Source organism: Rhizobium sp. AP16 (genome assembly GCF_000281735.1).
GTDB classification, from domain to species: Bacteria; Pseudomonadota; Alphaproteobacteria; order Rhizobiales; family Rhizobiaceae; genus Rhizobium; species Rhizobium rhizogenes.
On sequence record NZ_AJVM01000072.1, the window covers coordinates 27324 to 42751 of the forward strand.

A 15428-nucleotide genomic window follows, 5' to 3' on the forward strand; every position below is an offset into this window, starting at 1 on the left:
GGCGTTGATCCAAGCTCAGACAATAAACTTGCCAGTTGTCCAGAATATAGCGGCCTTACAAGCTCTCGCATCGACGTCCGCTCCCGCGTCATTGCGATTGGACGCGTCATCGGGTGTGGGAGTTCCGTCATAGGTTCTTATTTCTATTTGACATCCAGATCGCATGCCGTATTCAATTCCGTCGAACTAAAAGCGGACCAACGGATATAGGAAACCGCATTGGGCGTTGATGTGACCACACAAGGTACTCCTCCTGAGAATTTAAAAGCATTGCCAAATACTACGCTTCTACCTCCGATCGAATCCTGGGACACTCGAATGAATCCGTAGCGCCCTGGCACGACATTTTGCGGATTGTTCAGATTTGTTACTGGTAGCGTAAGGGGTAGCGAATAGTTTTTACCTGTCGCAAAATTAAGGGCAATGTTGGAAGCATCGGTTAAATTGACCGGTGTATCTGCGGCGTTGATGGAAGAGGGCTGAACCAATCGATTTGCTGTTCCTGCAAGCATATCGGAGGCGGCAGCAGTAACGGTAGGAATCTTCAGCCAGCCACCGCTATAGACATTGAAGTTTCGGTTCGTCGCGTCAAAGGTAAATGGAGCCATTCCGGAAACTGCGATAGGAGTTCCTGTGGGATTTCCTGCAATTGTTCCCATGTAAGGAAAGCCGGTAGACGATGCAGGCGTAAGTGCCTGCTGGCCAAGATAAACGCTGCCTCCTGACGGGTTAAGTGCAAGTGGCATTCCAGCAACAGACGCATAGACAGATTGTATAACGCTGATGTTATTCACCGGGTCCCAACCGAAGGCAAGCCTCTTGGAGGGTGTCGCCGTATCAGAAACAAATAAGCTACCATTGTTCGAGAAATCGCCGAATGCGGAAGACTGCCAACTCGCGTTCTGTCCAACGGACTTGACATTCATCAGGCCGCCAAAGGCAAATCTATAAGGCGATAGAGAACCTGTGTTCTGATCCCCGAAAGATAGAGTCAAAGCTTCCTTGTTATTGATTAGCAGACCGGTAACCGAGGGCGCAATGTTGAATGCGGTGGGTCCTTGCCGACCGGTCGCCGCATTCATATTGATGACTCCTGTCACATTGTTAGGTCCGCCGGTCGCGGTAATCGCATAGGACCAAGAGGGCGGCGTAGCTTGTTGACTCAAGGAATTGGTTGGACCCTCGATTACCAGATTGTTCATATTCAAATTGGAAATCGGCAGTGGTTCACAGTTCTGTCCTTGTGGATCACATAATTGCTGATCGGTGCGTATGCGTACTGCTGCATAGCCGCCAGCCACCGACTGCGATGGCAACTGACATTCAATGTTACTCCAATTTGAAGACGTTGCCCCGATGATCAGGCATTCCTGACCCGCGCCGCGTACAGTAATATTGCTCCACGATGTTTGTGAGGAAGAGGCATCAGCCCAAATGCCAAAGGTATCCGGTGATATGATGTTGATATTGGTGAAAGTGCCGCCAGCAGCTCCATTGTAGAATCCGAAACCACTCGAAGGTGCGCCAGTATTGGCGGGATCATGACGTGCAAAGTATCCCCAGACGTTGGTCCAATTTGTCGCGGCACCGGTATTTATATCATTGCCAAAATTGCTATATGACTGCTTGTCGATGACATTGCTTATGTTGACAAATTGCCCGGACCCGTTGTCGATACCAAATCCGGAATGACCTGGAATGGGCTGGTTCGCGGCAGCAACGCCACTGCCGCAAAATTCAGTATAGATATTGTCTAAATTTGCATTTTGTGGACTGCCAAAAGTTGATTTTGTTCCATCCGTCACTCTACCAATGCCGATACAGTTGGCGAAAGCAGAACTGACTTTGAGGTTGTAGCCTGTGAATTTGTCGCCTTCTATTACGAAGGCTACCTCACCCCACGGCGCCATCGGGGAAGTAACAACTCCACCATAGTAGATGGAATCCAGATAATTTCCGACTGCCGCATTACCATCAATAGCTAGATTATGCACCGTCACGCCGCTGGCCAAGACATCAATAGTGGGTGCGTAATTTGAGCCGACAGGTGCATTCCATTTTATGAGCGTGCTGCCTGTGCCCTGTCCTTCAATTTCCATTGCATTGCTAATCTGTAGCGTGCTGGTTGCGGTGTTCAGGCAGAATTTTCCTGCGGGCAGAACGAGCTTCTTCCCCGCAGCCGCCGCGATAGCTGCCCTGAGTGGGACTGTGGCGTCAGTCGTACAATTCGGATCGCTAACCAGACCAAAATCAGCAGCATTTATGATCTGATCGAGTTTGCCACCTACTGTAGATGCAACCGCTCCTGTACCTGGGGCGGTATAGGTAACTATCTTGTTTGAGAGGGTCTGAGAATCAGTTGTGCCCACGACTGCGCCACTCGGCAGCGATTTTCCGCTGTCCAAAACCTGTGTGCCGGTGGTGTTACCGAAAACCGGCATATTTCCGATTGTTGATGTTGGAGGCCCCATGACGGGGCCGGATTGGGCGAATGCTGAAGCTGGAATCAAAAAAAGTAGATTGAGCCAAAAGAACGTTTTCATTGAAGTTCTCCCAATCATTTTGCCTGCAAACATAGGTCAGTTCGAGGATCGCCTTGATCCGGTCAGATCTGGGATTGAATCGCGCGAAATGACTCCATTGCAATTGCATGAAGGTGGCTTAAAGGGGCGAAGTTGCGATTAGGGCTGTAATTCTCTGCTGTCGTTGCAGCATGAAATATTCACATAGTGACGTATCGATGCCAGTCGGTTTACGTCAATATTATACGTTAGACGCGTATAAAGCAGAGTATAAAAACCAAACAACCATACAAATGCTTTGTCTTGCAATTCAAAGCATTTGTATGGTTGTTTGGTTTTGATGCCATAAATTATGATCCGATGTGAACTGAACTGAATCGACAAAATAACCGGAAGCTTGCGCCCCCCAGGCGGGGGCATTCTCAGGCCGTAAGCCGCCGCACCATCATGATGTCGTCGATTTCCCGGCCGTTATGGCGGACCCCGCCGGGAATTCTGCCGATTTCTGAGAAGCCTTCTCGGCGATAGAAACTGATTGCCTTTGGATTTTCCGCGCTGACGACCAGTTCGAGCTGCACAATGCCCTCGCTCTGCGCGTAGGCGATCACGGTGTCCAAGAGATCCTTCGCAATACCCACTCCTCGTAGATCTTTGCGCACATAGACCATGATCAGCGTGGCGCGGTGCGCCATCTTGCTGGATCGTTGACGCAGCAAACCCATGACCCCGACGGGTTCCTCGCCTCGAAACGCCACGAAAACGGGATCGCTCAGCCGCCGGCGCCATTCCTCGTCGGTCAGCACCTCCCAGTCCTCTACACTACTTGCAAAAGAGGACGGCTCGACGCGAAGCGCCTCCAGGCGAATGCGCCGAAAGATATCGAACTCATCGGCGCTGATATGCCTGATCACTATCCCTTTTCCGCTCAATGCTGCCTCCCCACGATGCTGTCTCCATCACCATAAACGGCAGAAATGGGAGCAGGCAACGCCTCAATCGGAGAGATCGTCGCGGATGCAGGCTTTGAAATGGCCGGGCGAGATTTCTCGCAGCGTCGGCACGGCGTCGGCGCAGGCCGGCAGCGCATTGGGACAGCGGGTGCGGAAGACGCAGCCGCTTGGCGGGTTGGCCGGGCTCGGAATGTCACCCTTGAGGATCTGCCGGTCACGCCGCGCGTCCGGATCGGGCGAGGGGATCGCCGAAAGCAGGGCTCGCGTATAGGGGTGCTGTGGCGAGACATAGAGCTCGCTGCTCGGTGCGATTTCCATGATGCGCCCGAGATAGAGCACGATAATCCGGTCGCAGATATATTCGACCACGGCGAGATCATGCGAGATGAAGAGCATGGTGAGGCCGAGGCGCTGCTGCAGATCGCGCAAGAGGTTGATGACCTGCGCCTGGATCGACACGTCGAGGGCAGATACCGGCTCGTCGGCCACCAGGAAATCCGGCGCGAGGGTGAGTGCCCTCGCAATGCCAATGCGCTGGCGCTGGCCGCCGGAAAATTCATGGGCGTAACGATGGATGGCATCGGCCGGCAGATCCACTTGCTCGAGCGCGCTTTGAGCACGATCTAGCTGCTCCTTCGAAGTGCCGATACCCTGGATCGTCAGGCCCTCGGTGAGGATTTCGCCGATCGTCATGCGGGGCGAGAGGCTCGCGAACGGGTCCTGGAAAATGTATTGCATGCGCGGCCGAATCCGCCGCATCGCCGATGCTGAGAGGGTGGTGAGGGCGATGCCGTCGAAACGGATGCTGCCTGCCGAGGGTTCGATGAGGCGCAGGACCGACCGGCCGATCGTCGTCTTGCCGCTGCCGGATTCGCCGACGAGGCCGACCACTTCGCCCCTGCCGATCTCGAAGGAGATATCCTGCAGGACGGAGGTCCTGGTGCCGCGGGTCGTATAGTGCTTCGCGAGATTGCGAACGGAGAGCAGGGGCTCGTTCATCTAGATCTCCTGCCAGCGGATACAACGGCTTTGATGATGCGGATTGACCTCGGCGAGAGGAGGCACGGTGGCGCGACAGGCGTCGATCGCGAACGTGCAGCGCGGCGCGAAGGAACAGCCGGCCGGCATGTTCATGAGGGTAGGCACCATGCCCGGAATGGCAGCGAGCTTTTCGCCGGCCTGCTTCATGCGGCTGGCATCGCCGAGCCTTGGCATCGAGGCTAGCAACCCGACGGTATAAGGGTGCCTCGGATTGCGGAAAACTTCGCCCACCGGCCCGGTCTCGACAATCCGGCCGGCATACATGACCGCCACCCGATGGGCGATCTCGGCGACCACGCCGAGATTGTGGGTGACGAACAGCATGGCCATGCCGCGTTCGCGCTGCAGCTTCCGCAACAGGTCGAGGATCTGCGCCTGTATGGTGACGTCTAGCGCCGTTGTTGGCTCGTCGGCGATCAGCAGTGTTGGGTCGCAGGCAAGCGCCATGGCGATGGTCGCGCGCTGGCGCATGCCGCCCGAAAGCTCATGCGGATATTGGCCGGCGCGGCGTCTGGCATCGGGAATGCCCACGCTATCGAGAAGTCCGATAGCCGCATCCATCGCTGTTCTGTTGCTTGCCCTGCGATGGATGCGGATCGGCTCGGAAATTTGGTCGCCGATGGTAAAGACTGGATTGAGGCTCGACATTGGCTCCTGGAAGATCATGCCGATATCGTCGCCGCGAATTGAGCGCATCTCCTTCTCATCCAGTGGCACGAGATCGCTCACCTGGCCGGACTTGCGCTTCAAGCGGATGCTGCCGGCCGCGATCGCGCCGATATCGCGCGCCAGCAGGCGGATCACCGAGAGGCTGGTCACCGATTTGCCGGAGCCGGATTCCCCGACCAGCGCCAGCGTCTCGCCGGCCGTGACGGTAAGGTCGAGATCGTCGACCGCGGTCACCGCACCTGAGCGGATGCGGAAGACCGTCCGTAGCCCCCTGATGTCCAGTATGGTGTCGGTGCTCTCGTGCATCATGACCATCAGTCAAGCAGGCCAGTGGCGCGCAGGATATCATTGATCTTGCCGGTCTCGGCGTCGTTGAGGGCGGCGCGCGGTCTCGGCATCAGCGCGGTATCGATGATTCCCAGGCTCTTCATCGCCGCCTTGAAGGCGCCGATGCCTGCCGCGCCGCCGCTGACACGGCCCTGCGCCACCCAAACGATCTCGAACAGTCGGCAGAGGCGCTCCTGCTCCTTGCGGGCGGCGACCCAGTCGCCGCGTTGAGCGGCGTTCCAAAGACGGACATAGCCGTGCGGATCGACATTGGCGATACCGGGCACCACGCCATGTGCGCCCATCAACAGCGCGTTGTCGACGACGATCTCCGACCCTGTCATCAGGAAGATGTCCTTCCGGTCGGCAAGATCGAGCAGCAGGTAGCGGAAATTGCCGTCATCCCCGCTGGAATCCTTGACGCCGATGATTGTGCCTTCGCGGGCGAGCGTGACGGTCATCTGGCGTTGCAGCTTCACATGCACGCAGACCGGGATGTCATAGGCGATCAGCGGCACGTCGACCGCATCGCGGATATAGCGGAAATGATCGAGGATCTCCGATTGGCTGGTGACAGTGTAGAAGGGGGCGGTGACGACGACCGCATCGGCGCCTGCCGCCTTGGCGATCCTGGCATGGTTGATGACGCGGTCGGTGGTCGGATCGATCACACCGACGATCAGCGGCACGCGGCCGTTGATCACCTTGGCCGAGTGTTCGATGATCTCCTGCCGGGTCTTTTCGTCGTGGAAGACCACCTCGCTCGTCGAGCCGAGCACGAAGAGGCCGTGACAGCCGGCCTCGATCAGATGCTCCAGTACCCGTGTATAGGAGACGTAGTCGACGGTGAGATCCGCCTTCAGCGGTGTGACGACGGGGGGAACAACACCCTTGAATTTACTCATATTCGTTTTCTCTCAGTGGTTAGTTTCGCTCGGTACGAGGGTCGAAGGCATCGCGAAGACCATCGCCAATGAAGTTGATGGCAAGGACGGCGAGGACGAGCGCTCCGCCAGGAAAGAGCCATTGCCAGGGATATTGCTCGAACACGGCCGTCGAGCGGGCGGCATTCAGCATGTTGCCCCAGCTCGCGGCGGGCGGGGCGATGCCCAACCCTAAGAAGGAAAGGCCGGCTTCAAGCAGAATGGAATTGGCGATCTGCAGCGTTGCGAAGACGACGAGAATATCGATGGAGTTCGGCAGGCCGTGACGCAGAAGCAGATGCGGGAGACCGGCGCCCATGCCGCGCGCCGCGATCACGAAGTCGCGTTCGCGCAGCTCAAGGAGGCGCGAGCGGATCATGCGCGCCAGAAGCGGCCAGGAAAGCAGCGAGATGACGAGGATCGTCGGCCAGATGCCGGTGCCGGCGATCGAGGCGAGCACCAGCAGGAAGATCACCGGCGGCAGCGTCATGACGAGATCGACGAAACGCATGGTGACCGCGTCCGCGAAACGGCCGGCAAGCGCGGAGATGGCGCCGACCAGGAAGCCGATGACGGCGGAAATAGCGGTCGATCCGATGGCGACGAGCAGCGAAATGCGCCCGCCGGCAAGCACGCGGGCGAAAACGTCGCGCCCGACGCCGTCCGTGCCGAACCAGTGTTTGGTGGTTGGCCCGCTGTTCATGGCGAGGAGGTCGATGTCGTTCGGCTTGAAACTCCACCATAGCGGATAGGAGAGGATCAGCACGAGCATGGGCACGATCAAACAGACGCCGAAGAGGGCGAGCCGATTGAACAGGAAGCGCTCGAAGGCGCGGGCGAGCGGGCCGGGGCTGCGGGTGGGGGATCGGGCCAGCATCGCTCAACCCACCTTGATGCGCGGATCGATCACCGCATAGGTAATGTCCGTCAGGAGATTGACGACGATGACGCAGGCGCCGATCACCAGTGTTGCGCCCATGATGACCGGATAGTCGCGCGCGCCGACGGCGTCCACCAATAGCAGCCCCATGCCCGGCCAGTTGAAGACGCTCTCGATGAAGATCGCGCCGCCGATCGCAAGGCCGATGGTCGAGCCGATAAGGGTGACGACGGGAAGAAGTGCATTGCGCAGTGCGTGCTTGGCGATGACCCAGAACTCATAGACGCCCTTGGCGCGCGCGGTGCGGACATAATCCTGATTGAGCACTTCAAGGAGCGAGGCACGCATGTAACGGGTAATGAGAGCCGCTTGGGCGATGGCGAGAAGCGAGGCGGGCAGAGTGAGGTGACGCAGCAGATCGCCGACGGAGAAATCCGCACCCGGTGTCAGCATGCCGCCGGACGGCATCCAGTGGAGCCTGACGGAGAAAATATAGAGTCCGATCAGCGCGCTGAGGAAGGCGGGGCTTGAAATCCCGGCGAGTGCGAGGACGGAGAACGAGACGTCCAGCAGTGAGTTGCGGCGCACGGCGCTGACAACCCCGATCGCCACGCCGGCCACGACCGCGATCACGATCGCCGATCCCATCAGGAGCAGCGTTGGGCCGATGCGCGAAAGCACGAGCTCGAGCACCGGCTGGTCGAACCTCTTGATCGAGTAGCCGAGATTGCCCGTGATGGCCTCCTTCAGCCATGCCAGATATTGCACCGGCAATGGGCGATCGAGGCCGAGCCGGGTCCGCAATTCCACAAGATCGGCCGGTGAGATCGGCACGTTCGGATCGACATAGGCATCGACCGGATCGCCGGGGGTAAGCCGCAGGAGGATGAAGGTCAGCAGGCTCACGGCGAGCAGCATTCCCAAACCGATCAAAAGGCGCCGGGCACTATATTTGAGCATGAAAAACGTCCCCTGTTGGGGTGGCGCGGTTCAATGCGCCACCCTCACGCTGCGGGAGTGCCAGGCCTATTCGGCGAGCGACCATTTCTCCGGATGGGCCTGGTAAGGTCCGCCGCCTGGTGCCGGCGTCCAGACGAAGTCCTTCGCCTTGGAGGAGACGACGCCATAACGATTTGCCACCCAGAGCGTTGCCCAGGGAAGCTCGCCATTGATGACCTTGCAGACGTCCTGATAGCGGGTGTTGCGCTTGGTAAGATCCGTTTCGCCAAGGGCAGCGTCGAGTGCAGTAGTCAGATCCGGCATGCGGGCGCGCACCACATTGGCACCGGCCGGCGGGATCTGCTTCTCGTTGAGGCCGGCATTGATGCTGCTGGGATCTGGGCCGTTCTGCAGGCCGGCGTAGATCATCTGGAACTGCGCGACATCCGGCTTCGGATTGAGCACGATGCTGTTGAAGGTCGGCGTGTCGACTGCGCGCGGCGTCACATTGATGCCGACCTGGGTGAGCATGGCCTGCAGGGCGGCCATGACATTGGCTGCGAGTGGCGTGGTGTAGTAGGTCAGCAAGGTGATCGGCTTGTCGCCATTGATCTTGTCCCAGCCGGCCTCTTTCAGCAGTTGCCGGGCCTTTTCCGGATCATAGCCATAGGGCTCGACATCCTTCGGCACGAGATGGTCGGCGACATAGGCGCAGTTGGCCTGCTTGGCGGCGCCGCCATAGAGACTTTGGACGATGGCGGGGCGGTTGATGGCATACATGACCGCCTGCCGGACGCGCAGATCCTTCCAGATCGGTGAATCATGGTTGAAGCCGAGATAGTTCACCACGAAGGACTCACCCTCGATCACCCGGAAATCGGCGTTGCCCTTGAAGGTCGATACATCGTTGGAATCGACATAGGTGAACTGGATTTCGCCAGCCCTCAGCGCTGAGATCGCCGCCGCCGGATCGGCGAAATACCGGTCGATCAGCTTCTCCAGCGCCGGCTTGCCGCCGCGATAGTCGGTATTGGCCGAAAGCTCGACATATTGGTCCGCCACATAGCGGGTGAACTTGAACGGGCCTGTGCCGATCGGCGCCGTGGACCACCAGCTATTCTTGGCAAGCTGGTCGGTGGGGATCTGTGATAGCGCATGCTCCGGCAGCATCATGATCTTGGTCATCGTGTCCATGAGGCTGGCCGATGGCGTGCTGAGCTTGACGACCAGCGTTTTGTCGTCCGGCGTCTCGATCGAGGAGACGGCCGTCAGCCGGGCGGCGAGAACGGAGCCGGTCTTAGGGTTCTTTGCGAGCTCTATGGTGAACTTCGCATCCTTTGCCGTGAATGCCTGTCCGTCATGCCATTTTGCGTCAGTGAGCTTGAAGGTGTAGCTGCGCTGATCGGCGTTGACCTCGTAGGACGAGGCGAGCACGCCGCCGACTTTCTGCAGCTTCTCGTCATAGCTTACCAGCGGCTCGTAGTAGATGCTGAGCCAGGTGAAGCCGCCGGTGGCCGCCAGTGGATTGAAGTTACCCTGGAAACCGCCGGGTCCGACATCGAAGCCGCCGGACAATGTTGCCGCCCACGCCGGAGCGGAAATAGCCGGGATGGTCACCGTTGACGCCATCGCGGCAAGCGCGATGACCGATGACAGTCTGGACAGTCGATTCATTGTGTTCCTCCCACATTTGAATTCGTCTTGTTATTGGCGATCACCCGGGAAATGCCCTGGTAATAGCGGTCCAGCCGCAGCTTGGCTTCCGCAAGGTCCCGTGCCTCCACTGCGTCGACGATTGCCGCGTGATCCTTCCAGGTGCCGACCGGATCGAGATTGTCGAGGTTGACGAAATCGGAGGCCTTGTAGAAGGCCATCCAGAAGACATCGATGAGCCGGACGAGCGTCTCGTTGTCCTGGCAGCGGAAGAGCAGGCGATGGAAAAGCTGGTCGTCCTCGGCGAAAGCCTCTCCCTTCTCGGCATGTACGCGCATGCGGTTCACGGTCGCCCTGAGTTCGGCAATATCCTCCTCGCCGATGATCTCCAGGGTTTTGCCGATGAGGCCCACTTCCAGCGTGCGGCGGATCTCCAGGACCTCCTCGATCTGACGGAGCGCGCCGCCAAGACCGTAGGCGAGGTTGTCGAGCAGTGGCTCGAAGGAGAAGGCTTTGACGAAGATGCCGACACCACGCCGCGATTCCAGCACACCGAGCGATTCCAGCGCCTTGATGCCTTCCCGCAATGAGTTGCGGCTGACCCCGAGCTGATGGGCAAGCTCACCCTCGGCCGGCAGCATGGCGCCGGGCTGCAACGCGTTGTCGGCGACGTAGGCCCTCAGGCTCTCCTGCACGGATACATGCAACAGAGGCGCGCGGGTCAGGGGCTTCATCGTCTTGAGGGTCATGCGGGTTCTCACTTCATCATTATGCGGAAACTAGATATTCACTTGTAGGATATCTGTCAAATGGATATGCCCGCTTTGGCAATACAGCCTCCGAACCACCGCCTCATCTGTTTCTCGCGCGGACGGTCTCTGCGCTGTGGAGGACAGCCCGGATGACCCATCGGGCCAATCCGAAGTCTTGACTCCCAAAACGTTTTGGAGTTCATTCCCAAAACGTTTTGGGAGAAGCAATGTCAAACCTCAAACAGCTTGCCAATTCGCTTGGCCTGTCGATCACGACCGTCTCGCGGGCGCTGGACGGCTATGCGGATGTGTCGCCGGCAACACGCTTGCGAGTGGAAGAGGCGGCGCGCCGGGCGGGGTATCAGCCGAACGCTTCGGCGCGACGGTTGCGGCGCCAGCGTGCCGAACTGGTCGCCGTACCGTTGCCGAGCGCTCCGGGCCGGATTAGCCCCCCATACTTCATCGACATGCTGCACGATTGTGCCGAGCATCTCGCCGTCGCGGGCCTCAATCTGGTGATTGCGCCGGTGCCGAGGGGCAAGAGCGAGCTGGACATGTGCCGTCGCTTCGTCGATGGCCACCGCGTCGACGCTATGGTCCTCGTCCGCACGAAGCGGCACGACGAGCGCGTCGAGTTTCTGCAATCGCGCGGCATTCCTTTCGTCACGCATGGTCGGACGGAGGCCCAGACGCCGCATGCCTTCATCGATGGGGACGGCCATGCGGGGTTTCGCGAGGCCACACTTCGCTTCGCGAAAGAGGGCCATGTCCACATTGGGCATCTCGCCGGGCCGGGTGACTACAATTTCGCGCATTTGCGGCGGACTGGCTGGGAAGCAGGGCTTTCCGAGGCCGGTCTGAATGCGGATCTTTTCGCGGTCGGCGATCCGACCGAGCGTGGCGGATATGAGGCCGCGAAGACACTGATGTCGGGCGCTCACAAGCCCACGGCTATCCTATGCTGCACCGATGAGATGGCGATCGGGGCTCTCAGCGCTCTTCGGGAAATAGAAGGTGGGGATGCGGTCAGCCTTATCGGACACGACGATGTGCCGATGGGCGCCTATAGCGACCCGCCGCTTTCGACCATGCACATGACCGGGGCGAACGTCGGCGAGCGGCTGGCGTCGCTGCTGCTGCGCGCGATCGCCGGCGAAGACCCCGCGACACTTCAAGAAATCTATCCGGTGGAATTCGTTCCGAGAGAGAGCCACCGCCGCCGTCCCTGACAGCCGAATGCATGCCCGGCCGAAGCGGCCGACGTTTCAAAGAGGAGGAAACCAATGAAGCGCTCATATCTATACGGCCTGGTCGTTGCCGCGAGCTTTGCGACCACCTCGCTTGCCTATGCGGACACGATTTTCCTGTCCACGCAGTTGCGGCCGATCGAAGAGGCGACGGTGGTGCGCGAACAGCTCCTGAAGGATGTGAAGACGCCCGTCGAATACGTGGTCGAGGAGCCGCCGCAATTTGCCGTTCGCATGGAAGCCGAGCGGCAGGCCGGCAAGCACACGATCAGCCTGGTCGGCGCTTTGCATGGCGAACTGTCGCCGATCGCCGCCAAGGGCGGGTTCGTGCCGCTTGATGATATGGCCGCCAAGCTAGCGGCGGCCGGCATGCCGAAGGCTGTGATCGATCTCGGCAAGCTGGGGACGGACAAGCAGCAGTACATTCCCTGGATGCAGGCAACCTATGTGATGGCCGCAAACAAGGAGGCGCTGCAATATCTTCCCGAAGGCGCCGATATCAATGCGCTGACCTACGACCAGCTCATCGCCTGGGGCAAGAAGATGCAGGAGGCGACCGGCCAGCCGCGCATCGGTTTCCCCGCCGGTCCCAAGGGGCTGATGCCCCGGTTCTTCCAGGGCTATTTCTACCCATCCTTCACTGGCGGCGTCGTGCGGCCGTTCAAGTCCGCCGATGCGGTCAAGGCCTGGGAGAGCTTCAAAGAGCTCTGGTCGGTCGTCAATCCGAACTCGACCAACTACAACTTCATGCAGGAGCCGCTGCTCTCCGAGGAAGTCTGGGTCGCCTGGGATCATCTGGCGCGTCTGAAAGAGGCCGTCAGCAGCAATCCCGATCAGTATGTCGTCTTCCCGGCACCGGCCGGCCCGAAGGGACGGGGCTATATGCCTGTTGTGGCCGGTCTCGCCATCCCGCAGGGTGCACCGGACGAAGCGGGTGCGCGTGCCGTGATCGAGCATCTCATTCAGCCCGACATCCAGCTCACGGCGGCCGAAAAGGTCGGCTTCTTCCCGACCGTGGATGCGAAACTCCCCGAGACTATCGATCCGGGCATCGCCCTTTTGGCGAGGGGTGTCGATGCGACGCAGAATGCCAAGGACGCCATCGTCTCGCTGCTCCCGGTCGGCCTCGGCGACAAGGGCGGCGAGTTCAACAAGGTCTACATGGATACGTTCCAGCGGATCGTCATCCGCAACGAGCCGATCGATCAGGTGCTGAACGAGCAGGCCGTCACTCTTTCCAAGATCATGACGGACACCAAGGCGCCGTGCTGGGCGCCGGACAAAGCCAGCGATGGCGCTTGCCCGGTCGAATAAGCCGTCCGGTCACCGCGGGTTCCGGTTGTCGCCGGAGCCCACGATCCAACGTGAGTAATCCTTATGACTGCAAACCGCTCCGTGGTTCCCTATCTGCTGATCGCGCCGGCCGTCCTCTTCCTGGCGTTGCTGTTCATCGTTCCGCTTGTGCAGACGATCTGGCTTGCCGTTTCGCAGGACGGGAGCTTTTCGGTCGTCAATTTCCAGACGCTGACGGGCGATCTGAATTTCGCGTCGGCTATCCGCAATACGTTCCTTCTGACGATCGTCGTCGTCCCGATCCAGGTTGCCATGGCGCTCGTCATGGGCAGCATGGTTGCCAAGGTTGGAGGAGGGCGGGAGACGATCCTGTGGATCTGGACGATCCCGCTTGGCATTTCCGATCTGGCCGCCGGCCTGGTCTGGCTCTCGATCCTGCAAAACAGCGGCTATCTCAATAGCCTGCTGTTCGAGCTTGGCATCATCTCGCGGCAGGCGAACTGGCTGACCTACCAGACCCCGGTCGCCCTGTTCATCGGGATCGCGATTGCCGAGATATGGCGCGGCACCGCGATCGTCATGGTCATCATCGTCGCCGGTCTCAACCAGGTGCCCAAGGAATTCCGCGAGGCGGCCGAGATCTTCGGCGCCAGCCGCTGGACGCGGTTCTGCCGGATCACGCTGCCGCTGATCCGACCGGCGCTGCAATCGGCACTGATCCTACGCACGGTGCTCGCCTTCGAAGTGTTCGCCGTCGTCTATGCGCTCGGAGGGACCAACATGCCCGTTCTCGTCGGCGAAGCCTATACCTGGCAGAACCAGAACCAGAACTACGGCGTCGCCGCAGCCTATGCCGTGCTGATCATGGTCATCTCGCTTGCCGCCACCGTCGTCTATCTCAAGGCCGTCAAGGTCGATCCGGAGCGACTGCCATGAGCGCGTCACGAACAGCGAGCTTCACCGGCGCGCGTACCCTCCTGTTCTGGAGCGGCATCGTTGTGCTTTGCGCCTGGGTTCTGGTGCCGATCTATCTGGTGGCGCTCGGCGCGCTTGGAGGCAAGACGGGCGTCTACAAATGGCCGAAATCGATCCTGCCATCCAGTATCTCCATCGACCCGTTCCTGCTCTTCCTGAAGACGGAGGGGGTGGCAACTGCCTTTCTGAATTCGCTCGGAGCGGCGGCCATCACGGTCGTGCTCTCGATCCTGATCGGTGCGCCGGCAGGCTATGCGCTTGCGCGCTACCAGTTCCGGGGCAAGGATAGCTTCCGATTACTGGTGCTGCTGACGCGGGCCTTTCCGCTGGCGATCCTGGCCTTGCCTCTTACCGTCTCCTTCATTCGCATGGGGCTCTATGACACCGTTGTCGGTGTTGGTCTGGTGCATACGGTGCTGGCGCTGCCCTTTGCCGCGCTCGTCACCCAGGGCATCTTCATGGGCGTCCCACGGGAGTTGGAAGAGGCGGCGTGGGTATTCGGCTGCTCGCGCATCGAGGCCTTCTTTCGCATCGTTGCGCCGATTGCGCTTCCCGGGCTTGCGGCAACCGCCGTCTTTGCCTTCGTCATCTCCTGGAACGAGGTCTTCGCGGCATCCGTGCTGACCGTGCGCAACAGGACCTTGACGGCCTACCTCCTGACCGTGCTTGCGGAAAGTCCGCTGCACTATCGTTTCGCGGGAGGGCTGCTTCTCATCCTTCCGTCCGTCGTCTTCATCTTCGCGGTCAGACGCTACCTGTTCGCGATCTGGGGCATCTCCAGCAAATGAGCGGGATCTGACCATGGCAAATATCAAAATCGACCGTATCAAGAAGAGCTTCGGCTCCTTCGATGCGCTGAAGGAAATCTCGCTCGAAATTGGCGATGGGGAATTCGTATCACTGCTCGGCCCGTCGGGCTGTGGCAAGACGACCTTGCTGCGCATCATCGCCGGGCTGGAAACAGAGACGTCGGGCGACATTCTGATCGGCGGCAAAGCCGTGAACGGCCTGGCACCCAGGGATCGTGGCCTTGCCATGGTGTTCCAGAACTATGCCGTATTCCCGCACATGACAGTCTTTGAGAATGTCGCCTTCGGCTTGCGCATGCAGAAAGCCGATGCTGCAAGGGTGAAGACGCAGGTCGAAAAAGCGGCGGCGCTGCTCCATATCGAGCCCTATCTCGACCGCTATCCGAATAAGCTGTCCGGCGGCCAGCGGCAGCGTGTGGCCGTGGCCCGTGCATTGGCGGTCGAGCCG

The 15428-nt window shown here is 59.7% G+C and carries 14 protein-coding genes; 5 read left to right on the forward strand and 9 right to left on the reverse strand.

The features are described from left to right. Positions 1–143 precede the first annotated feature (143 nt). From PMI03_RS31890 to PMI03_RS24200, 9 genes are all read right to left on the reverse strand, one after another. Positions 144–2543, reverse strand: coding sequence for a hypothetical protein (locus PMI03_RS31890; protein WP_007699605.1), 2400 nt, complete (start codon positions 2541–2543; stop codon positions 144–146). Positions 2544–2944: 401 nt separating this feature from the next. Beyond that, entirely contained in the window at positions 2945–3451 is a 507-nt protein-coding gene (locus PMI03_RS24165; RefSeq protein WP_007699608.1) for a GNAT family N-acetyltransferase, read from the reverse strand. Positions 3452–3514: 63 nt separating this feature from the next. Next, the gene (locus PMI03_RS24170) at positions 3515–4471 is read right to left on the reverse strand and encodes an ABC transporter ATP-binding protein (protein WP_007699611.1); all 957 of its coding nucleotides are present in this window, start codon (positions 4469–4471) and stop codon (positions 3515–3517) included. Further along, positions 4472–5497, reverse strand: a complete 1026-nt coding sequence (locus PMI03_RS24175; protein WP_007699614.1) for an ABC transporter ATP-binding protein — start codon at positions 5495–5497, stop codon at positions 4472–4474. Beyond that, entirely contained in the window at positions 5497–6414 is a 918-nt protein-coding gene (locus PMI03_RS24180) for a dihydrodipicolinate synthase family protein (protein WP_007699617.1), read from the reverse strand. Before PMI03_RS24180 ends, PMI03_RS24175 begins: the two co-directional genes overlap by 1 nt. Positions 6415–6433: 19 nt before the next feature. Further along, entirely contained in the window at positions 6434–7309 is an 876-nt protein-coding gene (locus tag PMI03_RS24185; protein ID WP_007699619.1) for an ABC transporter permease, read from the reverse strand. 3 nt (positions 7310–7312) lie between these two features. Continuing rightward, complete coding sequence (locus PMI03_RS24190) at positions 7313–8272, reverse strand: ABC transporter permease (RefSeq protein ID WP_007699621.1); 960 nt, start codon at positions 8270–8272, stop codon at positions 7313–7315. Between the two features lie 66 nt (positions 8273–8338). Next, entirely contained in the window at positions 8339–9925 is a 1587-nt protein-coding gene (locus PMI03_RS24195) for an ABC transporter substrate-binding protein (protein ID WP_007699623.1), read from the reverse strand. Further along, positions 9922–10653, reverse strand: a complete 732-nt coding sequence (locus PMI03_RS24200) for a FadR/GntR family transcriptional regulator (protein ID WP_007699626.1) — start codon at positions 10651–10653, stop codon at positions 9922–9924. Before PMI03_RS24200 ends, PMI03_RS24195 begins: the two co-directional genes overlap by 4 nt. A gap of 230 nt (positions 10654–10883) precedes the next feature. Between PMI03_RS24200 and PMI03_RS24205 the strand changes: the two genes are divergently transcribed. From PMI03_RS24205 to PMI03_RS24225, 5 genes are all read left to right on the forward strand, one after another. Next, entirely contained in the window at positions 10884–11885 is a 1002-nt protein-coding gene (locus PMI03_RS24205) for a LacI family DNA-binding transcriptional regulator (protein WP_007699629.1), read from the forward strand. A 54-nt stretch (positions 11886–11939) separates the two neighbouring features. Then, on the forward strand, positions 11940–13217 hold the full coding sequence (locus PMI03_RS24210; RefSeq protein WP_007699637.1) for an ABC transporter substrate-binding protein: 1278 nt from the start codon (positions 11940–11942) through the stop codon (positions 13215–13217). A gap of 63 nt (positions 13218–13280) precedes the next feature. Then, positions 13281–14132 (forward strand): carbohydrate ABC transporter permease, encoded by an 852-nt coding sequence (locus PMI03_RS24215; protein ID WP_007699641.1) that lies wholly within the window; start codon positions 13281–13283, stop codon positions 14130–14132. Continuing rightward, positions 14129–14959 (forward strand): carbohydrate ABC transporter permease, encoded by an 831-nt coding sequence (locus PMI03_RS24220; RefSeq protein ID WP_007699644.1) that lies wholly within the window; start codon positions 14129–14131, stop codon positions 14957–14959. Before PMI03_RS24215 ends, PMI03_RS24220 begins: the two co-directional genes overlap by 4 nt. 13 nt (positions 14960–14972) lie before the next feature. Then, positions 14973–15428: ABC transporter ATP-binding protein (locus PMI03_RS24225; protein ID WP_007699647.1), on the forward strand; the 456-nt coding region annotated here is incomplete at its 3' end.